At 74.3% G+C, this 19,480-nt stretch carries 20 protein-coding genes; 11 read left to right on the top strand and 9 right to left on the bottom strand.

The window, feature by feature from the left end:
• Positions 1–319: 319 nt before the first annotated feature.
• Positions 320–1,882, bottom strand: a complete 1,563-nt coding sequence (locus IG88_RS0126885; RefSeq protein ID WP_031046368.1) for an SDR family oxidoreductase — start codon at positions 1,880–1,882, stop codon at positions 320–322.
• Positions 1,883–1,987: 105 nt separating this feature from the next.
• On the opposite strand from IG88_RS0126885, the gene IG88_RS0126890 reads away from it, so the two are divergent.
• Together IG88_RS0126890 and IG88_RS0126895 are read left to right on the top strand one after the other, a co-directional pair.
• Entirely contained in the window at positions 1,988–2,494 is a 507-nt protein-coding gene (locus IG88_RS0126890) for a MarR family winged helix-turn-helix transcriptional regulator (protein WP_031046371.1), read from the top strand.
• A gap of 215 nt (positions 2,495–2,709) precedes the next feature.
• Positions 2,710–4,827, top strand: a complete 2,118-nt coding sequence (locus IG88_RS0126895; protein WP_031046377.1) for an MMPL family transporter — start codon at positions 2,710–2,712, stop codon at positions 4,825–4,827.
• Between the two features lie 24 nt (positions 4,828–4,851).
• Here IG88_RS0126895 and IG88_RS0126900 read toward each other — a convergent pair whose 3' ends face one another.
• The gene (locus IG88_RS0126900) at positions 4,852–5,277 is read right to left on the bottom strand and encodes a PPOX class F420-dependent oxidoreductase (RefSeq protein ID WP_031046379.1); all 426 of its coding nucleotides are present in this window, start codon (positions 5,275–5,277) and stop codon (positions 4,852–4,854) included.
• Between the two features lie 103 nt (positions 5,278–5,380).
• Entirely contained in the window at positions 5,381–5,593 is a 213-nt protein-coding gene (locus tag IG88_RS0126905) for a hypothetical protein (RefSeq protein WP_031046382.1), read from the bottom strand.
• Between the two features lie 216 nt (positions 5,594–5,809).
• Here IG88_RS0126905 and IG88_RS0126910 point away from each other — a divergent pair, with 216 nt between their 5' ends.
• From IG88_RS0126910 to IG88_RS0126940, 7 genes are all read left to right on the top strand, one after another.
• Positions 5,810–6,811 (top strand): mechanosensitive ion channel family protein, encoded by a 1,002-nt coding sequence (locus IG88_RS0126910; protein ID WP_031046385.1) that lies wholly within the window; start codon positions 5,810–5,812, stop codon positions 6,809–6,811.
• 141 nt (positions 6,812–6,952) lie between these two features.
• On the top strand, positions 6,953–7,600 hold the full coding sequence (locus IG88_RS0126915; RefSeq protein ID WP_031046388.1) for a class I SAM-dependent methyltransferase: 648 nt from the start codon (positions 6,953–6,955) through the stop codon (positions 7,598–7,600).
• Positions 7,601–7,709: 109 nt separating this feature from the next.
• Positions 7,710–7,898 carry a hypothetical protein gene (locus tag IG88_RS0126920; RefSeq protein WP_031046391.1) on the top strand — a complete coding sequence of 63 codons (189 nt, stop codon included), beginning with the start codon at positions 7,710–7,712 and terminating at the stop codon, positions 7,896–7,898.
• A 20-nt stretch (positions 7,899–7,918) separates the two neighbouring features.
• Complete coding sequence (locus tag IG88_RS0126925; RefSeq protein WP_031046394.1) at positions 7,919–8,626, top strand: hypothetical protein; 708 nt, start codon at positions 7,919–7,921, stop codon at positions 8,624–8,626.
• Entirely contained in the window at positions 8,623–9,600 is a 978-nt protein-coding gene (locus IG88_RS0126930; RefSeq protein ID WP_031046396.1) for a DUF6895 family protein, read from the top strand. Before IG88_RS0126925 ends, IG88_RS0126930 begins: the two co-directional genes overlap by 4 nt.
• Entirely contained in the window at positions 9,597–10,517 is a 921-nt protein-coding gene (locus IG88_RS0126935) for a DUF6895 family protein (protein WP_031046398.1), read from the top strand. The genes IG88_RS0126930 and IG88_RS0126935 overlap by 4 nt, the downstream gene beginning before the upstream one ends.
• Entirely contained in the window at positions 10,514–11,608 is a 1,095-nt protein-coding gene (locus tag IG88_RS0126940) for a serine hydrolase domain-containing protein (RefSeq protein ID WP_031046400.1), read from the top strand. Before IG88_RS0126935 ends, IG88_RS0126940 begins: the two co-directional genes overlap by 4 nt.
• Positions 11,609–11,741: 133 nt before the next feature.
• Here the strand turns inward: IG88_RS0126940 and IG88_RS0126945 are convergent, their stop codons facing one another.
• Both IG88_RS0126945 and IG88_RS0126950 read right to left on the bottom strand, forming a co-directional pair.
• Complete coding sequence (locus IG88_RS0126945) at positions 11,742–13,118, bottom strand: alpha-lytic protease prodomain-containing protein (protein ID WP_031046402.1); 1,377 nt, start codon at positions 13,116–13,118, stop codon at positions 11,742–11,744.
• 199 nt (positions 13,119–13,317) lie between these two features.
• Complete coding sequence (locus IG88_RS0126950; RefSeq protein WP_031046404.1) at positions 13,318–14,979, bottom strand: alkaline phosphatase D family protein; 1,662 nt, start codon at positions 14,977–14,979, stop codon at positions 13,318–13,320.
• A gap of 145 nt (positions 14,980–15,124) precedes the next feature.
• Between IG88_RS0126950 and IG88_RS0126955 the strand changes: the two genes are divergently transcribed.
• Positions 15,125–15,430: a hypothetical protein gene (locus tag IG88_RS0126955; RefSeq protein ID WP_031046416.1), complete on the top strand. Its 306-nt coding sequence runs from the start codon at positions 15,125–15,127 to the stop codon at positions 15,428–15,430.
• A 48-nt stretch (positions 15,431–15,478) separates the two neighbouring features.
• On the opposite strand, the gene IG88_RS0126960 is transcribed toward IG88_RS0126955, so the two are convergent.
• The 4 genes from IG88_RS0126960 to IG88_RS0126975 form a co-directional block, all read right to left on the bottom strand.
• Positions 15,479–16,276: a class I SAM-dependent methyltransferase gene (locus IG88_RS0126960; RefSeq protein WP_031046418.1), complete on the bottom strand. Its 798-nt coding sequence runs from the start codon at positions 16,274–16,276 to the stop codon at positions 15,479–15,481.
• A 69-nt stretch (positions 16,277–16,345) separates the two neighbouring features.
• Entirely contained in the window at positions 16,346–17,302 is a 957-nt protein-coding gene (locus tag IG88_RS0126965) for a hypothetical protein (RefSeq protein ID WP_031046421.1), read from the bottom strand.
• Positions 17,299–18,189, bottom strand: coding sequence for an ATP-binding cassette domain-containing protein (locus IG88_RS0126970; protein WP_031046423.1), 891 nt, complete (start codon positions 18,187–18,189; stop codon positions 17,299–17,301). The genes IG88_RS0126965 and IG88_RS0126970 overlap by 4 nt, the downstream gene beginning before the upstream one ends.
• Positions 18,186–18,662, bottom strand: a complete 477-nt coding sequence (locus tag IG88_RS0126975) for a GntR family transcriptional regulator (RefSeq protein WP_031046426.1) — start codon at positions 18,660–18,662, stop codon at positions 18,186–18,188. The genes IG88_RS0126970 and IG88_RS0126975 overlap by 4 nt, the downstream gene beginning before the upstream one ends.
• Positions 18,663–18,792: 130 nt before the next feature.
• On the opposite strand from IG88_RS0126975, the gene IG88_RS0126980 reads away from it, so the two are divergent.
• Positions 18,793–19,473 carry a helix-turn-helix transcriptional regulator gene (locus IG88_RS0126980; protein ID WP_031046429.1) on the top strand — a complete coding sequence of 227 codons (681 nt, stop codon included), beginning with the start codon at positions 18,793–18,795 and terminating at the stop codon, positions 19,471–19,473.
• Positions 19,474–19,480: the final 7 nt, after the last annotated feature.

Genomic DNA, 19,480 nt, shown 5'->3' on the forward strand with positions numbered 1-19,480 from the left:
TCGTGGGGCGGGTGGTGTTGGCGTCGTTGGTGCGGTTGTGCGTGGCCGTCGACTCCGGAATGCGTCTGGCGGAGCGACGCGGTCGGCCGAGCTGATCGGCGAGGGCGGGCCGCTCGCCGATCGTCGAGGGGCCGGCAGTCAGCCGGCCGGGGGCGCGGTCGTCGCGAGCGCGGCCACCTCGCCCGGCGACGCGCACGTGGGGATGCCCGGGCCGGGCGTCCGGCCTCGCGCCGGTGCCGGAGACGCGGTTCCGGGGAACGGTATGACGCGCACCTCCGGACCGCGCCCCGGTGCCGCCGACCGGTGCGGGCGTCCGGCTTCACGGGGCGGGCGGGGCGTGGGGGCCGTCGGCCGCTCGCGGGGCCTGTTCGGCGGTGCGGGCGATGTTGCGGGCCATGCCGCCGAAGACCACGGCGTGGAACGGCGCCACGCTCCACCAGTACGCCTGGCCCGCCAGCCCGTGGGGATGGAACAGGGCCCGCTGGCGGTACCGGGTCCGCCCGGCGTCGTCCGTCTCGGCGTACATCTCCAGCCAGGCGAGCCCCGGCAGCCGCATCTCGGCGCGCAGCCGCAGCATCCGGCCGGGGACGATCTCCTCCACCCGCCAGAAGTCCAGGGAGTCGCCGGCCCGCAGGTGCGCGGCGTCCCGGCGGCCCCGGCGCAGGCCGACCCCGCCGGCCAGGCGGTCCAGCCAGCCCCGTACCGCCCAGGCCAGCGGGAACGAGTACCAGCCGTTGTCGCCGCCGATGCCCTCGATGACCCGCCACAGCGCCTCGGGCGACGCGTCGACGGTCCGCTCGCGGTGGTCGGTGTAGAGGCTCCCGCCGGCCCAGTCGGGGTCGGTGGGCAGCGGGTCGCTGGGCGCCCCCGGGACGGAGGCGGACGACCAGCGGGTCGTGACCCGGGCCTCGCGCACCCGTTGCAGGGCCAGCCGCAGCGCGTCGTCGAAGCCGAGGGGGTATCCCGGGGGCGGCGGGACGTACCGGACGATGTCGCTCTCGGCGCACACCACCTCGTGCCGCAGCGACTCGGTGAGCGGGCGCGCGATGCCCGCCGGGACCGGCGTGACCAGTCCGACCCAGTGACTGGACAGGCCCGGGGTCAGCATCGGCACCGGCAGGATCAGCCGCTTGGGCAGTTCGGCGACCTCGGCGTAGCGGACCATCATCTCGCGGTAGGTGAGGACGTCCGGACCGCCGACGTCGAAGGTCCGGGACACCTCGGGCGGCATGGTCGCGCTGCCGGCCAGGGCACGCAGCACGTCGCGGACCGCCACCGGCTGGATGCGGGTGTGGACCCAGCTCGGCGTGACCATCACCGGCAGTCGCTCGGTGAGGTAGCGCAGCATCTCGAAGGAGGCCGACCCGGAGCCGATGACGACCGCCGCGCGCAGTACCGTCGTGGGCACGCCGGAGGCCAGCAGGATCCGGCCGACCTCGGCTCGGGAGCGCAGGTGGGGCGACAGCTCGCGTTCCGGCACCCCGGACGGGGTGAGGCCGCCCAGGTACACGATCCGCCGCACACCGGCCGCCCTGGCGCGCTCGGCGAAGGTGCGGGCCGCCCGCCGGTCGGTCGCCTCGAAGTCGTCGCCGGTGCCGAGCGCGTGCACCAGGTAGTAGGCCACGTCCACGCCCTCCAGCGCCGCCGCCACCGAGTCGGGGTCGGTCACGTCGCCGCGCACCACCTCGGCCCGCCCGGCCCACGGGTGGTCGCGCAGCTTGTGCGGGGAGCGGGCCAGGCACCGCACCCGGTGTCCGGCGTCGAGCAGCTCCGGTACGAGACGGCCCCCGATGTACCCCGTCGCGCCGGTGACCAGGCAGCGCGGGCCCGCTCCGCCGCTCTCGTCGCTCGTCCGGTCGGATGCTGCGCTTTCCTGGCTCATGGGGCTCCGTCGCTCGCGGGACAGTCGTCACCGTGACCCCTTCCCCGGAGGGGGCCGGGCTGGACACGTCCCGGCCCCGGTCGACCCCTTCTATACGCTGATCGCGTGGCGACAGCGAACCAGCGCGGACACGACGCGCACGAGCGGCGGACCGGCCCCGGCCCCGGGGGGAGCGACCTGCACGCGCTCGCCGTCCAGTTGAGGCGGATGAACGGCGAGATCAACCGCGTCGTGCACGGTTTCGCCGGTGCCCACACGCTGCACGCCACCGACATCCAGGCCCTCGCGGCGATCCTGGACGCGCCCGAACCCATGACGCCGGGACGGCTGCGCCGGCACCTGGGGCTGACCTCGGGCGCGGTGACGGCGTGCGTGGACCGGCTCGAACGCGCGGGACACGTGCGCCGGGTCCGGGAGAGCGCCGACCGCCGGGTCGTCCACCTGCACTACGTGCCCGAGGCCCGGGAGGCGGCCCGCCGGTACTTCCGCCCGCTGGCCGAGGCCGCCGTCGCCGCCCGCACGCACTTCGACGACGACGAACTGGCCGTCGTGGCCCGCTTCCTGGCGGCGCTGAACGAGGAGCTGAGCCACGTGGCGTCGGACGACCGCTGACCCCGGCCGCCACCCCACGCCGGGCCGCGCGTGCCGCCCCTGTGGCACCCGGCGGCCGTCGCGCGGCAGCCCCGCGGCAGGCTCGGAGCAGTCCTGTGGCACCCTGCGGCACCACGGCACCCCACGGCACCCCAAACTAACTCGATAATTGAGATTGTTTATGATCGAGCTTCATTTGGTGCCCGCGCCCCCCGAGACTTGGAGACCCGACACCGATGTCCACCCCCTCCCGCCCGCCCCGAAGTGCCCGGCGCGCCCGTTGGCTCGTCCCGGTCCTGCTCCTCCTGGTCTGGCTCGTCGTCGGCGGGGCGCTCGGCCCCTACGCCGGCAAGCTGGGCGAGGTCGCCACCAACGACCAGGCCTCCTTCCTGCCCCGCAGCGCCGAGTCCACCCGGGTCGCCGAGGCGCAGAAGGCCTTCCAGCAGGACGAGACGCTCCCCGTGATCGTCGTCTGGACCGCCGACGGCGACGGCGGGGCCGCGGTCACCGAACACCGGCAGGCGGCCACCCGCTCGGTCGCGGGCCTCGAAGGCGCCCCCGGCGTCGTCGGACCCGCGAGCCCCGCCCTGCCCTCGGACGACGGCCGGGCGCTCCAGGCCGTCGTCCAGGTCGAGCCGGACCTCGGCGAACGCCTCCCGGACGTGCTCGCGGACATCGGTGACGCCGCCGGGCAGGTCCCCGGCACCCGGGCACAGCTCGCCGGCCCCGCGGCCTCCCAGGCAGACCTCTCCGACGCCTTCGCGGGCATCGACGGACTGCTGCTCGCCGTCGCGCTGATCACGGTCCTGGTGATCCTGCTGCTCGTCTACCGCAGCGTCCTGCTTCCCCTGGTCATCATCCTGAGCGCGGTCTTCGCACTGGCCCTGTCGTGCGCCGTCGTCTACGCGCTCGCCGACCGCGGCGTCGTACGCGTCGACGGTCAGGTCCAGGGCATCCTCTCCATCCTGGTCATCGGCGCCGCCACCGACTACGCACTGCTGCTCACCGCCCGGTTCCGCGAGGAACTCGCCCGCCACCCGGACCGCTTCGGCGCCGTGCGCGCCGCGCTGCGCGACTCCTGGGGCGCCGTCGTCGCCAGCGCGGCCACTGTCGCGCTCGGCCTGCTGGCGCTGCTGCTCAGCGACCTGACCAACAACCGCGCGCTGGGACCCGTCGGTGCCATCGGCATCGTCTGCTCGGTGCTGAGCACGCTCACCTTCCTGCCCGCCGTCCTGGTGCTGCTCGGCCGCGTCGCCTACTGGCCGGCCAAGCCGGTGCGGGCCGGCGCCCCGGAGGCCGAGCACCGGGTGTGGCACCGTGTCGCCGCCCTCGTGGACCGCGCTCCGCGCCGCATCTGGGCCGTCTCGCTGGCCGCACTGCTCGCCTGCGCGGCCTTCGCGCCCACCCTCAGCTCCAAGGGCGTCCCGCTCGACGAGATCTTCGTGAACGACACCCCCTCGGTCGCCGCCCAGCAGACCCTGGCCGAGCACTTTCCGGGCGGCTCCGGCAACCCCGCCGTCGTCATCGCCGAGGCCGGCCGTCTCGACCCGGTCCTCCGGGCCGCCCGCGACACCCCCGGCGTCGCCTCGGCCGCCCCGGTGACCGCCTCGGGCCGCCCCGGCGGCGGGACGCCCCTGGTGGTCGACGGGCGTGTGCGCATCGACGCGACGCTCCAGGCGCCCGCCGACAGCGACGCCGCCAAGAGCACGGTGGTCCGCCTCAGGGAGGCCGTCCACGGCGTCCCCGGCGCGGACGCCCTCGTCGGCGGCTACACCGCCCAGCAGTACGACACCCAGGAGACCGCGGGCGCGGACCGCACCCTCATCGTGCCGGTGGTCCTCGCCATCATCCTGGTCATCCTGGTCCTGCTGCTGCGCTCCCTGCTGACGCCCCTCCTGCTGGTCGCCACGGTCGGGCTGAACTTCCTGGCCACCCTGGGCGTCTCCTCGCTCGTCTTCACCCACGTGTTCGGCTTCAGCGGCACCGACGCCTCCGTCCCGCTGTACGGATTCGTCTTCCTGGTCGCCCTGGGTGTGGACTACAACATCTTCCTCATGTCCCGGGTGCGGGAGGAAGCGCTGCGCCACGGCGTGCGCGAGGGCATCCTGCGCGGGCTGACCGCCACCGGCGGCGTGATCACCTCGGCCGGCGTAGTCCTCGCCGCCACCTTCGCGGCGCTCGGGGTGATTCCGCTGGCCTTCCTGCTGCAGATCGCCTTCATCGTGGCCTTCGGCGTCCTGCTGGACACGCTGGTGGTGCGCTCGCTGCTGGTCCCGGCGCTCGCCCGCGACATCGGCGCCGTCGCCTGGTGGCCGGGGAGGCTCGGACGCCGGACGGGGGCGGGCCAGGGGTGACGGGCCCCCGGCCCGCCGGGCGCCTCACGCCTCCGGGCGTCCCGCCGGGGGCCGCACCGTGCCGAGGAAGCGCCGTACGTCGATCTCGACGACGACCCGCTCCGGGTTGACCCGGGGCTGCCGGTAACGGGCGGCGTACCGGGCCTCCGCGTCGCGGACCGCCCCGGCGTCGTCCCGTACGGTGGCCACGCCCTCCAGCGTGGACCAGCGCCTGCCCTCCACCTGGCTCACGGCGACGACGGCGCCGGCGGCCCGCCGCACGTTGCGGGCCTTCGCGGTGTCCCGGCCCGTGATGACCCGTGCCGTGCGGGTGGCGTGGTCGTACGTCACCCCGACGGGGACCAGGTGGGGTGTCCCGTCGGCCCGCCGCGTCGCCAGGAAGCAGATCCGGCGCTCCTGCCAGAAGCGGACGAACTCGTCCTCCGCGTCGTGCCGTTCCCCGGTGTCCATCCGCTCTCCTCACCGCGCCGCGTGCGTTGCGTCCGCACCAGCATCGCCCAGCGCGCCGGACGCCCGCCCGGCGGGGTCCGCAGGAACGGCGGGGAATCCGTGGTCAGGCGGCGTCCCGTTCGGACGCGCGGGCCTGCGCCGGTTCCGGGCGCGGGGCCGGGGAGCGGTGGCCGCGGCCACCGGGAACCAGGCGCAGATGCCGCCGCCGCGCGTGGCGGGGTGGTCCGGGATCACCGAACAGCCGGTCCTCCAGGTACGTCATGCTGAACAACAGCAGCCCCAGCCCGGGCAGCAGCAGGACGGCAACGGTAACCACGCCGCGGGTCCCCCTCCACTGTGGACGACGCCGTGCGGGTGCCCGGGGCGGCGCCGGTGATGGGCACGCCGGGAGTGAAGATGACGCAACTCTCGGGCATCAAGGGCAAATGGTGGCAAGGGTGGCCCGTGTACCGGGCCGGATCATGTTCCCGCCGCGGGCGGGTAGGCGGCCCCGACGGCAGACCTGTCCCCGAGGAACGGAGTACCCGAGCCGATGTCGCACACCTCCCCGCCCGCCGAGGCGGCCGCGCCCCCGCCACTGGCGGCCTCGTGGTCGGACTGGACGGGCGACCACACCGCCGCCCTGATCGGGATACCCCTGCGCATCGCGCTCATCGTCGTGGTCCTGCTCGTGCTGCGCGCGGTGGCGAAGCGGGCCATCACCCGGGTCGTACAGCGAGTCCTGGAACCGCCCGCCGGCGAGGCCGAGCACAGCCGCCCCCGCAGGCCGGCCCGCGGCGCCGCCGTACTGCACCGCGACCGGTCCAGGGCCCGGCAGCGCCGCGAGCAGCGGGCCCGCACCATCGGCTCGGTGCTCAGCAGCGCCGTGACCATCGTGCTGTTCATGGTCGGCGTGGCCATGGTGCTCGACCAGGTGGGCATCGCCCTCGGCCCGCTGCTGGCCAGCGCCGGAGTGGTCGGCCTGGCGATCGGTTTCGGCGCCCAGAGCCTGGTCGCGGACTACCTGTCGGGGCTGCTCATCATGGTCGAGGACCAGTACGGCGTCGGCGACTCCGTCGACCTCGGCGAGGCCGTCGGCGAGGTCGAGCACGTCGGCCTGCGCCTCACCCACGTGCGCGACCTCAACGGCGGCCTGTGGCACATCCGCAACGGCGAGATCCTGCGCGTGCGCAACGACAGCCAGGAATGGGCCCGCGCCGTCCTGGACGTCGCCGTGGCCCACGACGCCGACCTCGACACCGTCTACCGCGTCCTGGAGGACACCGGCCGCGCGCTGCGCGAGGACCCCGACTTCGCGGACGTCCTGCTCGAGGACCCGGCGGTGTGGGGCGTGCAGTCCCTGGACGCCGACGGCATGCAGGTGCGCCTCGCCGTGCGGACCGTGCCGCTCCAGCAGTGGGGCGTCACCCGCGAGCTGCGCCGCCGGGTCAAGGAGGCGCTGGACGACGCGGGCGTCGAGCTGCCCTTCCCGCGGCGGACGGTCCTGCTGCGGGCCGACGACCCGGAGGACGCGCCGCGGGCGCCGACGGGCTGACCGTAGGGCCCGCCGGCGCCGGACTTGCCGTAACGGCAAACACCTTTGGCGGCTCCCGCCCCGCCGGGGCAGCCTGCACACGGGGCGCGCGAGCGACGCGCGCCCCGTGTGCAGATGCCCGCGCCCGCCTCAGGAGGCACCATGACCGACACCCCCGCGCCGCCGTCCGCCGCGGAGTTCTGGGAGGCCCGCTACCGGGACTCCGACCGCGTCTGGAGCGGACGCCCCAACGACCTGCTGGTCCAGGAGGCGTCCGGCCTCGCCCCCGGCACCGCGCTCGACCTCGGCTGCGGCGAAGGGGCGGACGCCGTGTGGCTGGCCTCGCGCGGCTGGCGGGTCACCGGTGTGGACATCTCCGCCACCGCCCTGGAGCGCGCGGCCGGGCACGCCGCCGAGGCCGGGGTCGGCGACCGTGTCGCCTGGGAACGCCACGAGTTGGGTCCCTCGTTCCCCGAGGGCTCCTTCGACCTCGTGAGCGCCCAGTACCTGCAGTCCCCGGCCGAGTTCGACCAGCGGGCGGTCCTGCGCGCCGCCGCGCGGGCCGTGGCCCCCGGCGGCACCCTGCTCCTCGTCCTGCACGCCGGCTGGCCCTCCTGGCAGACGGAACCCCCCTTCGACGCCGTGTTCCCCACCCTGGACGGCGTCCTCGGCGAACTCGCCCTGCCCGCGGGGGAGTGGAGCGTGCAGACCCGCCGGACCGCCCGTCGGCGCAGTGTCTCGCCCGACGGGGCCGAAGGATTCCGGGACGACCACGTGTGGCGGCTGAGGCGGGTGGCTGTTGTTGAATGAGTGATGAATGAGTGACCTTCTGGGAATTTTGTGATGGAAGGCATGTTCTGGGACTTATCGGACACCCTGGGGTGTGAAGGCCATTTGGCTACCAGAGGGAGATGGTGAAATGCCTTCCAAGGACAAGGTGCTCGAGGAAGTCACCCGCACCGAGAACATCGACATCGACGCGGTACTCGACCCCGCCGAGCCCGACGGAGTCTTCCGCGACAGCCGCGAGTGCGCCGCGCTCGCCCTGCAGTCCGGAGGCACCAGCCTCCTGCTCTCGCCGCCGACCCCGCGCCCGAAGAAGGGCTGACGGACCGACGGGAGAACGAGATGGAGCAGTCGAGCACATCGGCCCTCCTGCAGGGAACGGTGCTTGACCTCGCTTCCGACGTGGTCTCCGCTCTTCGGAGCGGAGACCACGTGCGAGCGGGGAGCACCCTGACGGGAGGCGGCGCCGGCGAGGGCGTCGCACGGGCGGCGGTGCGCGTCCTGGGCGCCGACACCCTGTTGCCCAGCCTCCTGCTGAGCCTGCCGCCCGAGCCCGCGCAACTCGCCGTGTTCCGGGACGCGGTGGCGGCCCACCCGCCCCGCCGGGGCGCGTCCCCCACGGTCGTGTGGAGCCACTGGGCGATGACCCGGGCCCTGCGCCGTACCGGACAACCCCTGGACGGACCGCTCGCCGACAGCCCGGACGCCGAACCCGACGCCGGCTGGCTCGACGACGCGTCCTGGCAGTTCCTGACCCACCAGCTCGCCGTCCTCGCCCCGCTCGCGCTGCCCGGCGAGGAGTGCGCCGTGACCCGCGTGGCACGCGGCCGGCCCGTGGACGTCGCCCGCGGCTTCGTCCGGGCGGTACGCCGCCGGGACTGGCAGCAGGCGGCCGGGGCGGGACGCTGGCTCACACTCCTGGACGGAGTGCCCGACACCCTCGGCCTCGAAGCCGGGCTGGACTTCGTCGGCCTCATGGGCGGTTCCGACCCGCGGGTGGCCCTCCAACTGGAGGCGGCGCGGCTGATGCCGGCCGGAGCCCTCCGGTGAGCGTGCGCGCCGTCGAGGAGGCCGCGCTGGACTGGGTGTGGGCCCACCGCGACCGCTTCGCGCTCGGCGACGACGCGCTGGCGGCGGACGGCCAGGTCAACCGGACGTGGAAACCCCTGGGCGAGCTGACCCAGGTCTGCGCGTCCGTGTCCCGGTGCACCCCGCCCGGGGACCCGCTGCACACCCGCGTCCGGGACCTGCTGGACTTCGCCTGGCAGCAGACCCGCCGGGGCGAACTCTTCCCCCTCATGCAGTCGCTGGAGCCCTTCGCCACCTACCCGTTGGAGGTGTACGCGGCCTTCGCCTCGGCGGGACTGCGGCACCCCGGCTACGAGGCGTCCGCGGCCGTGGTGGCCCGCACCCGAAGCTGGCGGCTGACCGAGCAGTACCCCACCCGCAGGCTCGGCGTGCTCGAGGCCGAGCGGCGCAGCGGTCTCCGGCCGCACGGGGCCGTGTCCCCGGCGCTGGACCGCACCTGGCTGGGCGGCCTGCCGGAACCGTGGGCCTTCGAACGCGCCGCCGGATACGCGCTCACCCACGTCGTCTTCCACCTCACCGACTGGGGCCGCGTCCCCCGGGGCGTGCCGGCGGACCTGGCCGGCTACCTGCTGCACTGGCTGCCGCCCTGGCTCGACACCTGCCTGGACGCCCGCATGTACGACCTGAGCTGCGAACTGCTCGCGGTCGCGGCGAGCCTGCCGAGACCGCCGGAGCCGGCCGTCCTGGCGGACGCCTGGCAACGCCTCGCCGCGGCCCAGTCCGGCTCCGGCGCGATCCCCGAGGAGGGCGCCGCCCGGGACGCCGCCGGGACCGACCCGGGACCGGACCCGTACGCCTTCACCGACTGCTACCACTCCACCCTCATGGCCGTGTTCGCGGCGGCCCTCACCACCGCGGCGACCGCACCCCCGCCCCCCGTGCGGCACGCCGCGCCCCGCACGGGACAGCACGCCGGACAAGGAGCGCCGGGATGACCGACACCCGCCTGATCCACCGCGTCGGAGCCGGTGCCCTGGAGTGGCTGTGGGCCCACCGCGACGGATTCCGCCTGGAACCGGACGTGGACCCGGAGATCGGCTTCCTGGAACGCTTCAAGCCGATCGGCGAACTCGCCCTCATCTGCAAGGTGCTCTTCCGCGAGGGCGTCGCCGGCTCCCGGCAGGCCCGGCTCGCGCGCCAACTCCTCGACCACACCTGGCGCGAGACCCTCGACGGTGGCCGGATGCTGGTGCGGGGCCAGCGCATCGAGCCCTTCTCACCCGTCCCCTTCGAGGTCTACCTGCCGTTCAAGGAGCTGGGCTACAGCCAGCCCGAGATCGAGCGGGCCACGGTCCTCAACCACCGGCTGGACGGCTGGGCGCGTCTCCCGGTGACCCCCACCAGGCGCCTGGGCCTGTCCGCCTTCCAGCGCCGCTTCGGCCTGGCCGCACGGCCGCCCGAGGCCGGCCCGGCCGCCACCACCTGGCTGGCCGGCACCCCCGAGCCGTGGACGGTCGAGGGCCACACCGCGTACGACATCACGCACACCGTCTTCCACCTCACCGACTGGGGCGAGAACCCGGGCGGGCTGCCGCCCGACGTCGCGGACTACCTCGCCACCTGGCTCCCGGTCTGGATCGACGACTGGCTGGACCTCGAACGCTGGGACCTGCTCGGCGAACTCCTCGTCGTTGACGCCTGTCTGCCCCGGCCCACCCTGGACGAGGCCGCCTGGCAGGGCTTCGCCGCCGCACAGCAGCCCGACGGCGCCATGCCGGCCGTACGCGCCATGCCCGAGGGCACACCCGACGCGGTGTTCGACGTGGTCTACCACCCGACCCTGGTCGCCGCCTTCGCCTCCCTGCTGGCCACCTCACGCGCCCTCACCGAGCTGGCGCACTCCGCGTCATGACCGCCCGCCGCACGCCCTGGCCGGGACTGCCCGCCACCGACGAACGGGCCCCCGAAGCGGACGTCCCCGACGGACCCGCACCGGCCGACGAGGCGGCCCTGCGCGAGCGACTGGCCGCGGCCGTGGAGGCGAGCGACGCCCCCGACGTCGTCTTCGCCGTCTCCCGGCGCGGCCGGCGCACCCTGCTCGGCGGCGGCACCGCCCCGCCCCCCGACGTCCCCCGCGAGAACCTGCGCTACGAGACCGGGTCGGCGTCCAAGACCTTCACCGCGCTGCTGCTCACCCGTCTGATCCGGCGGGGTGTGCTCACCGGCGGCGAGCCGGCCGCCACCTGCCTGGACCCGGGCGCGAGGACCGGCCCGCACCCCGTCACACTCGCCCACCTCATCACCCACACCTCGGGCCTGCCGGCCCTGCCCGCCGACTTCGTGCGCCGGGGCCTGCCCGCCTGGCGCACCAACCCCTACGCCCGCTACTCCGCCGAGCGGCTGACGGACACCTTCCTGCGCCACCGGCCCAGGCACCGCCCGGGAACCCGCTGGCACTACTCCAACTACGGAGTCTCCGTGCTCGGCCACGCCGTCGCCGCGACCGTCGGCACCCCCTGGGACCACCTGATCACCGAGCAGGTGCTGCGCGCCCTCGGCCTCAGCGGTACGGCCCTGCGCGCGGAGGGACCGGAGACCGACGCCGTCGGCCACCGCAAGGACGGCCGCACCCCGGTACCGGCCTTCGACGCCGGCGGCTTCCAGGCGGCCGGGGCCGTCCGGTCCACCCCGGGCGACCTGCTCACCTTCCTGGAGGCCCACCTGGAGCCGGACCGCTCACCGGCCGCCAGCGCGCTGCGTGCGGTCCGGGTGCCGGTGCTGCGCAGGGGGCTGGGCCACCGGCACGTGCACACCGTGGGCTGGTTCCGGCACCCCACCGACGGCGGGCCGATGTACTTCCACAGCGGTGCCACCCTGGGCCAGCAGGCGTTCCTCGGCTTCCGGCCCGACACGGACACCGCCCTGGCGGCGGTGTGCACCCGGCGGTTCCGTGCCCGGGACCCGTTCATCGCCACCGCCTACGGCCTGCTCGCGGAGGGATAGCGAAACGCGCGGGCGCGGGGCCGCGTCGAGCGACCCCGCGCCGTGTTCCGTGTTCCGTGCGCCGGAAGAAGCTTTTCTCAAAGCCTTTCTCAAAAGCCTTTTTCAAAAGTCTTCCGCGGAAGTCTTCCGCCGGTCAGACCCGCTGCCACAGGGCCGGAGCGTCGGCCGGCGACCCGGCGCCCTGCGCCTGGTGGCTCTGCAGACACCGGTACCGCGCGCCGTCGAAGGACACGGTGGTGCCGGCCTCGTAGACCCGGCCCGCGGACCACGCGTCCGCCGCCGCGTTGTCCTGCGGTGCGGGCGTCTGCGACGCGGAGGACGTGGTCTTCAGGGTGAGGCCGAACTCGCTGAGCAGCGGGTTGACCGGCTGGTAGAACGTCGTCCCGTCCTTCGTGCAGTCGCCCGAGCCGCCCGACGTGGTGCCCTGCGCCTGGGTGCCCGACACGAAGGGACCGCCGGAGTCCCCGCCCTCGGCGCACACCGTCGTCCGGGTCAGCCCGTCGACCGTGCCCTCCGGGTAGGTGACGCTCGTGTCGTGCTGCTGCACCGTGCCGCAGTGCCAGCCCGTGGTCGAGCCGGAACGGCACACGGAGGCCCCCACGAGCGCCTCCACCGAACCGGCGAGCTGGATCTTCTCGCCGTCCTGCGCCTTGACGTCCGGCGTCGCGGTCCAGCCGGAGTTGACGCCCACCCAGGCCATGTCCTTGCCGGGGAAGGACGAGGCCTGGAAGGTGCCCTGGGCGGCCTCGTTGAAGCCGGTGGTGGTGGCGCCCGGACTGCCGCAGTGCCCGGCCGTGGCGAAGCCCTGCTGGTCGTCCTTGGTGACGGAGAACCCGACGGAACAGCGGGCCCGCTCGTCGATGTAGAAGGCGTCGCCGCCCACGAGGTCCTCCAGGACCCTCGGCTGGTCGGGCGAGACCTGGACCTTCACGTCCTGGGCCGGCACCCCGGCGGCCGTCAGGAAGGAGGCCGCCGCCGACTCGCTGGTGGCCTGGAGGGTGACCCGGTTGGTCGTCACGTCGACGTACCACACCGGCGTCTGCCGGGACGGGGTCCGCGCGGCGGCGGTGTCCAGCTTCGCCTTGACGGCGCGCAGCTCGGCCAGGTTCCTGCCGACGACCGCCGCCTTGGCGCCCTGTGCCTCGATGGCCGCGGTGTCCGCGGCGTCGGTGGTGGCCACGGTCAGCTCGGCGGAGGTCGCACCGCTCACCCAGGCCCCGGCGAACCGGTCGCCCAGCGTGTTGCGCAGCATGCCCGCGCGGGTGCCCGCCTCCGCCTCGTTGACCAGCCGGGCCGCCGCCTGTCCGGGCGCCAGTCTGAGGTCGCGCTCCATCGCGCTCAGCATGCGCGCCGGGGCCACGGCGGCGTCGGGCGTGCGGGCCACCGCGGGCCGCGGTGCCGGGGCGGGCGGCGGCGCGGCCGACGCGGCCGAGGGGAGTGCGGTCAGGACCAGGGCGCCGAGCGCGGTGAGGGCTGCGCGGCGGCTGCGCGCGGCATGTCTGCCGACCATGCGATGTGCCTCCTTCGGGTGCTGTGCGGGACAGCGGTGTTCGGTGGGCGACCGTGGGCCACGGTGCCCCTGCGGCGAAGTCACAGGCCTTGCCGCAAAGATCCGCGGGGATGCCCGGCGCCGGTCGGTTTCGCGCTATGGGGGACGCGACGGGTGCCATGTGCAGTACGCCGACCCGCACCGCGCGGGCACAGGGGGATCAGGCGGGCTTGAGCCCCGGCTCGCCGGCCTCGGTGACGAAGGACGCGGCGGTGGTGACGGCGGCGCCGGGCGTGCTGATGGCGGAGACCGTCCTGAAGTCGAGGCGGGTGGCCTGCCGGCCGAGTTCGGCCCGGACGTAACCGCGCTTGCCGTTGTAGAACTTCATGTGCGGATTGGCCTGCATGTACAGGTCCCAGTTGGCGGGCTTCTCCACGCCGTCCCGGCCGCTGGCCACCGAGGTGCAGGTGACCTCGGTGCCGACGGTGGCGGAGGCCGGGTCGTCGAAGTCCTCCTTGACGTCGAGCGCGTAGCCCACGTGCACGTCCCCGGTGAGGATCAGCCAGTTGTCCACCCCGGCGGCCTTCGCCCCGGCGACCACCCGGTCGCGCGAGGCCCGGTAGCCGTCCCAGGCGTCCATGGAGAGCGCGGCGTCCGCGGTCACGTCGAACTTGCGCTGGGAGAAGCACACCTGCTGGGGCATCACGTTCCACAGCGCGGTCGAGCCCTTCCAGCCGTCGAGCAGCCACTGCTCCTGCTCGGCGCCGGTGATGGTGCGCGCAGGGTCGTCCGACTCGGCGCCGGGCGCGTGCGGCCGGTCGTCGTAGGCCTGGTCGGAGCGGTACTGGCGGGTGTCGAGGATGTCGAACTGGGCGAGGGTGCCCCAGTGCAGCCGGCGGTACAGGCGGGCGTCGGGACCCTGCGGCAACTGGGCCGCGCGCAGTGGCTGGTTCTCCCAGTACGCGCGGTAGGCGGCGGCCCGGCGCAGCAGGAACTCGGCCGGCGGGATGTCGTTCTCGGGGATGCTGCCGGCGTAGTTGTTCTCGGTCTCGTGGTCGTCCCAGGCGACGACGAAGGGGTGCGCGGCGTGCGCGGCCCGCAGGTCCTCGTCGGTCTTGTAGAGGGAGTAGCGCAGCCGGTAGTCCGCGAGGGTCATCGTCTCGCGGTTGAACACGTCGGGCAGCGTGACGTCGGTGTAGTGGCGCTGTCCGCCCTCGGAGTTCACCGCGTACTCGTACAGGTAGTCGCCGAGGTGGAACACCACGTCCACGTCGTCCTGGGCGACGTGCCGGAGCACGGTGTAGTAGCCGTCCATGTAGGCCTGGCAGGCGACCGCCGCGAGCTTCAGCGACGCTGCGGCGCTGTCCGCCGCCGGGGCGGTGCGGGTACGGCCGGCCGGGCTGAGCCAGGTGCCGGCGCGGAAGCGGTAGTAGTAGACGGTCCCGGGCGTCAGGCCCTTCACGTCCACGTGGACGCTGTGGTTGTACTCGGCGTGGGCGTCGGCGGTGCCCCGGAACAGGACACCCGCGAAGTGCTCGTCCACGGCCACCTCCCACTCGACCGAAACCCGCTCCGTGCCCATTCCGCCGTCCTCCAGGAACGGCTCGGGCGCCAGCCGGGTCCACAGCAGCACCGAGTCCGGCAGCGGGTCCCCGGAGGCGACCCCGAGGGTGAAGGGGTCCTTGCTGATCCGGGCGGCGCGCTCGGGGGCGGCGACCGCGCCGCGGGCCGGCAGGTTGGTGGTGAAGGCGAGCGCGGCGGCGGCCGCGGTCACGGTGAGGAAGCGCCGGCGGCCGAGGTGCCGGACGGCGGCGCCCAGCACGGCGTCGTGCGGGGAGAAGGCGTGCTCGGCGAGTGCGCGGGGACGGCCCGTGGGCGCCATCTGGTGTCCTCTCGTACAGCGGGGCGATGCGCGGACCCCGCATGCTAAGCAGACAAAACGCCTCAATCGGGCAGGGCTTGCGGAGTGATCACACAGGAGGAGGTACGCGCGTGTGGGCGCGGACCCCACGGGGCACCCGGGAGCCATGGCCAGGACACGGCGCTACGAGGTGGCGGCCTCCGGCCGCTGGTGGGACGAGGACGACGGCCGCCTGCTGCCGGCCGGCGAGGTGCACGCCTGGGAGCGGGGCCGGAACGAGACCGTGTGCGGGCTGTCCCTGCACCGCTCGGGGCTCTCCCGTTTCCCGGCGGTCCTCTGGACGGACGTACTGCCCGAGTCCGGCGGAGCGGCCGACGCCGTCCGCCGGGTCTGCCCGCGCTGCGCAGCCGCGGCCGGCCGCCGGGGCGCGGACTCCCGGCCCGCCTGGCGGCGCGTCAACCCGCGCCCGTAGGGGCCGGACGCGCGGTCCGGCCCCTGGGCGCCTGCGAGCGTGCGCTGCTCAGGACAGCGGCGAGCGGCTCACCCGGATCTTGGACTGGCCGTGCGGCCGCTTCTCCCAGTCGTCCATGAACCGCGCGTGCAGGTTGTGCTGGGCGGCGAGGGTGAGCAGGGTGTCCGTGCGGTAGTAGAAGTCCTCGCGCAGCACCTGGTGCTCGGTGCCCTCCGTCCGGTCGAAGGTGAAGTCGAAGAACCCCGTGCCGGTCAGGACGCGGCCGACGTGCGCGAGGCACTCGTCGATGACGCTCAGCGGTGAGTGGGAGAAGACGCTGTGCGCGTGGATGACGTCGAAGTGGTCGTCGGGCAGGAACTCCAGCCGCAGGTCCCCGGTGATGGTCAGGTGGGGCAGCTTCGCCTGGAGACCGCGCTCGGTCAGGGTCTTCTTGGCGGCGATCAGGATGTCCGGCGAGATGTCGATGCCGTAGTAGTGCCCGGTGTCGAGGTGGTCGATGAAGCGCCAGCCGCCGCGCAGGTTGCCGCAGCCGATGTCGAGCATGCGGTGCTCGGGACGCAGCCCGTGCTCGATCAGGTAGTCGAACTGCATCTGCCCGAGCGCCAGCCAGCGGTCGTGGGTCCGGCTGCCGACGGCGGCCTCGGGGTTGCGCCGGGTGTCGGAGGCCATCACCGCCCGGTAGTAGCCGACGTGGTCGGGGTGCTTGACCCGCAGCCAGGCGTCGCGGCCGGCCCGGCGGACGTAGGGGGCGACACGCTCGGGGTGGCGCAGCGCGTACCCGACCTTGTGGGTGAGGGCGGCGCGGTTGCTGCGCAGTTTCTTGGGGGACTTGGCGTCCTTGGGCATGGGTGGACCTCCGTACGGATGACTCGGACAGTGGGAGACGGTGGACAGGGCCGGATCCGGCGGGCCGGGTCAGACCCGGCGGCGCAGCAGAAGGACCGTGACGAGGAGGAGGACGAGGGCGAGGCCGCCCAGCAGCGCCGTGTCGGCCCACTGGAAGGCCCAGTAGTCGCCGGCCGGATTGGCCTCGTAGTAGCGGGAGACATACCCGTGACCGGTCATGCACTCCCGCAGCTCCCGGCCGGAGGGGAAGGGGCACTCCGCCACGGAGTCCCGGCGGCCGGAGCCGGTGATCAGGCCGTAGTGCCCCGTGGACCACTTGTCGCCCATCGGTTCCTTGGGCTGCCAGCCGTCGCTGACGTACCGGTGCGGCGGGACCAGCAGACGGGCCCGGTGCGTCCACTGCACCAGCACCGCCACCGCGCCGGTGACCAGCAGCGTCCAGGCCGCGGCGGACAGCACCCGGCGCGTCAGCAGACCGGCGAGGGTGCCCGCCGCCAGCCCGAACAGCGCGGCGGCGACCAGGGAGGGGCCCGAGCCGGTGAGCGCGGTGGCCTCGTACCAGAACACGCCGTAGCTGCGGTTGACGGCAGGCTCCCACCACCACCGGAACAGCAGGGCGAGCCCTCCGGACAACGCCACCGTCCCCAGCGCCGCCAGGGCGAACCGGGAGGCGAACCACTGGGCGCGGCCGACGCCCTGGGACAGGACCATGCGGTGGGTGCCCAGTTCCCGGTCCCGGCCCAGCAGCGGGGCGCCCCAGAACATGCCGACCAGGACGGGCAGCGCGAGGTTGAGCGCGCCGAGCAGCCTGAGCGGCTCGACGTCCAGGAACTGGGGCAGCCCGTCCGTGGCCCGGGAGCAGTACAGCGGCCCCGGGTCGCAGTGGTCGAACACCCCGCTGCGCAGATCGTCGAGCATGCCCGCGCGGAAGTGCGCGGCGAGCGCGGCGGCGGCCAGCAGGACCGCGACGGAGCAGGCCACCAGCGTCCGTTGCTGGCGCCAGGCCAGCCACAGCGTCCCCTTCACGCCGCCGCTCCCTTCGCACCGCGGGCACCGTCCTGGAGGTGGCCGAGCAGGATCTCCTCCAGGCCGGGCCGCTCGACGTGCCAGGTGCCGCCGACCGGACCGCGGGGCCGGACCAGGGCGGTCAGTTGCCGCCCGTGGGTGCGGCGGTGCACCACGGTGTGCTCCCGCAGCGCGGGTTCCCCATCGACGTGACCGGTGAGCAGGGCGTGGCCCTCGCGCAGCGCGTCGGCGTCCTCGCTCAGCTCCACCCGGCCGGCCCGCAGCAGCACCACCCAGTCGCACGTCTGCTCCAGATCGGGCAGGACGTGCGAGGAGAGCACGATGCTCATCTCGCGCTCCGCCGCCTCGGCCATCAGCGTCGACATGATCTCGCCGCGCACCACCGGGTCCAGGTCGGCCAGCGGCTCGTCCAGCAGGAGCAGTTCCGGCCGCTTGCCGAGCGCCAGGGCGAGCGCCACGCGGGTGCGCCGCCCCGGCGACAGCTCGCCCACCCTGGCGGACAGGGCGATGCCGCCCTCGCGCACGACCCGCTCGGCGACCGGCTGGTCCCACGAGGCGTTCAGCCTGCCGCCCATGCGCAGGGTGTCGGCCACGGTAAAGCGCGGGTACAGCGGCTTGTCCTGCGTCAGCAGGGCGACCCGGGTGCGGGCCGCGCCGTCGCCCGGCGCGTCGCCCAGGACGCGTATCTCCCCGTGCACGGGGCACAGCAGCCCGCCGGCCAGGTGCAGCAGCGTGCTCTTGCCGGCGCCGTTGCGTCCGACCAGCGCGGTGATGCGCCCGCGGGGCACCGTGAACCCGCACTCCCGCAGCGCCCACTCGCCGCGCGCCCGGTAGCGGAACCCCAGCCCCGTGGCGTGCAGCGCGGCGGGCTCGTCAGGCCCGGTCATGCGTCCTCCTGTTTCCGTCCCCGGTCACCCGGGTCGTTCTCGTCCTGCCGGTGGTGCTCGTGCCCCCGGTCGTCCCGCCCGCTCCGCTCGTGCGCGTCGAGGGCCGCCGTGACCAGGGCGAGTACGTCGTCCCGCTCCAGCCCGGCCGACCGGGCCCGGGCGACCCACGCGGCGAGGTCCGTCCGCAGGGGCGAGTCGTCCTCCGCGCCGGGCCGGGCCAGCGACCGCGTCACGAAGGTGCCGAGCCCGCGCCGGGAGCGGACCAGGCCGGCCTGCTCCATGTCGCGGTACGCCCGGAACACGGTGTTGGGGTTGATGGCGGTGGCGGCGACGACCTCCTTGGCCGTCGGGAGTTTGTCCCCGACCCGCAGCACACCCATCCGGAGCGCCTGCTCCGTCTGCCGCACGATCTGCACGTAGGCCGGGATGCCGCTCTGCCGATCGATTCGGTACTCGACCACGTCACCTTCCATGCTTTCATTAATTCATTAGTAGAAGCATGATCACATCGCGCCGGGATGTCAAACGGCGCCCTCGACGGACTCATGGACTCGTCGACGTATGGACTCCTGGTCCAGCGTCTGGACGTGTAGTCTGAATCGCATGAACGAGCCCGCACTGGACGCCGAACGCGATGCCGTCCTAGCCGCGCTGCGCCCCGTCGTCGAGGGCATCGCCGCGACGTTCGGACCGGTCTGCGAGGCCGTGCTCCACGACTACCGGAACCCCGAGCACTCGGTCGTGGCCGTCGCCGGGTCGGTCACCGGGCGGACGGTGGGCGGGGCGATGAGCGAGATCGGCATGCGCGTACTGGCCCGCGGCGACGAAGCGCACGACGAGCTGAACTACGTCACGCGCACCCCCGGCGGCACGCTGCTCAAGTCCTCGACCATGGTGCTGCGCGACTCCACGGGCTCCGTATTCGGTGCCCTGTGCGTCAACCTGGACGTCACCGCCGTCGACCGTGCCCACGCCCTCCTCGGCGCCCTCGCCGGCACCGCGCGCACCCCCGCCGAAGTGCCCGCCACCACCTTCGGCGACGACATCGACGCCGTCGTCGACGCCATCGTGGACGACCACCCGCTGCGCCGGGACACAAGCTGGGCGGCGCTGGACCGGGAACGGCGCCTCGAACTCTTCCGCGACCTCGACGGGCGCGGGGTGTTCGCCGTACGCCGCTCGGTCGAGCACGTCGCCGCCCGGCTCGGCATCTCCCGCGCCTCCGCCTACCACTACCTCTCCCAGGCCCGCGCCGCCGAGGGCCCGGCCGCCGACACCCCCTGAGGACGCC

The organism is Streptomyces sp. NRRL F-5650, assembly GCF_000721365.1.
GTDB lineage: Bacteria > Actinomycetota > Actinomycetes > Streptomycetales > Streptomycetaceae > Streptomyces > Streptomyces ardesiacus.

Coding starts and splice junctions, on each gene's coding strand:
- IG88_RS0126885 (WP_031046368.1), bottom strand. CDS start 1,882: ATGAGCCAGGAAAGCGCAGCATCCGACCGGACGAGCGACGAGAGCGGC.
- IG88_RS0126895 (WP_031046377.1), top strand. CDS start 2,710: ATGTCCACCCCCTCCCGCCCGCCCCGAAGTGCCCGGCGCGCCCGTTGG.
- IG88_RS0126900 (WP_031046379.1), bottom strand. CDS start 5,277: ATGGACACCGGGGAACGGCACGACGCGGAGGACGAGTTCGTCCGCTTC.
- IG88_RS0126910 (WP_031046385.1), top strand. CDS start 5,810: ATGTCGCACACCTCCCCGCCCGCCGAGGCGGCCGCGCCCCCGCCACTG.
- IG88_RS0126915 (WP_031046388.1), top strand. CDS start 6,953: ATGACCGACACCCCCGCGCCGCCGTCCGCCGCGGAGTTCTGGGAGGCC.
- IG88_RS0126920 (WP_031046391.1), top strand. CDS start 7,710: ATGCCTTCCAAGGACAAGGTGCTCGAGGAAGTCACCCGCACCGAGAAC.
- IG88_RS0126925 (WP_031046394.1), top strand. CDS start 7,919: ATGGAGCAGTCGAGCACATCGGCCCTCCTGCAGGGAACGGTGCTTGAC.
- IG88_RS0126935 (WP_031046398.1), top strand. CDS start 9,597: ATGACCGACACCCGCCTGATCCACCGCGTCGGAGCCGGTGCCCTGGAG.
- IG88_RS0126940 (WP_031046400.1), top strand. CDS start 10,514: ATGACCGCCCGCCGCACGCCCTGGCCGGGACTGCCCGCCACCGACGAA.
- IG88_RS0126945 (WP_031046402.1), bottom strand. CDS start 13,118: ATGGTCGGCAGACATGCCGCGCGCAGCCGCCGCGCAGCCCTCACCGCG.
- IG88_RS0126950 (WP_031046404.1), bottom strand. CDS start 14,979: ATGGCGCCCACGGGCCGTCCCCGCGCACTCGCCGAGCACGCCTTCTCC.
- IG88_RS0126955 (WP_031046416.1), top strand. CDS start 15,125: ATGGCCAGGACACGGCGCTACGAGGTGGCGGCCTCCGGCCGCTGGTGG.
- IG88_RS0126960 (WP_031046418.1), bottom strand. CDS start 16,276: ATGCCCAAGGACGCCAAGTCCCCCAAGAAACTGCGCAGCAACCGCGCC.
- IG88_RS0126970 (WP_031046423.1), bottom strand. CDS start 18,189: ATGACCGGGCCTGACGAGCCCGCCGCGCTGCACGCCACGGGGCTGGGG.
- IG88_RS0126975 (WP_031046426.1), bottom strand. CDS start 18,662: ATGGAAGGTGACGTGGTCGAGTACCGAATCGATCGGCAGAGCGGCATC.
- IG88_RS0126980 (WP_031046429.1), top strand. CDS start 18,793: ATGAACGAGCCCGCACTGGACGCCGAACGCGATGCCGTCCTAGCCGCG.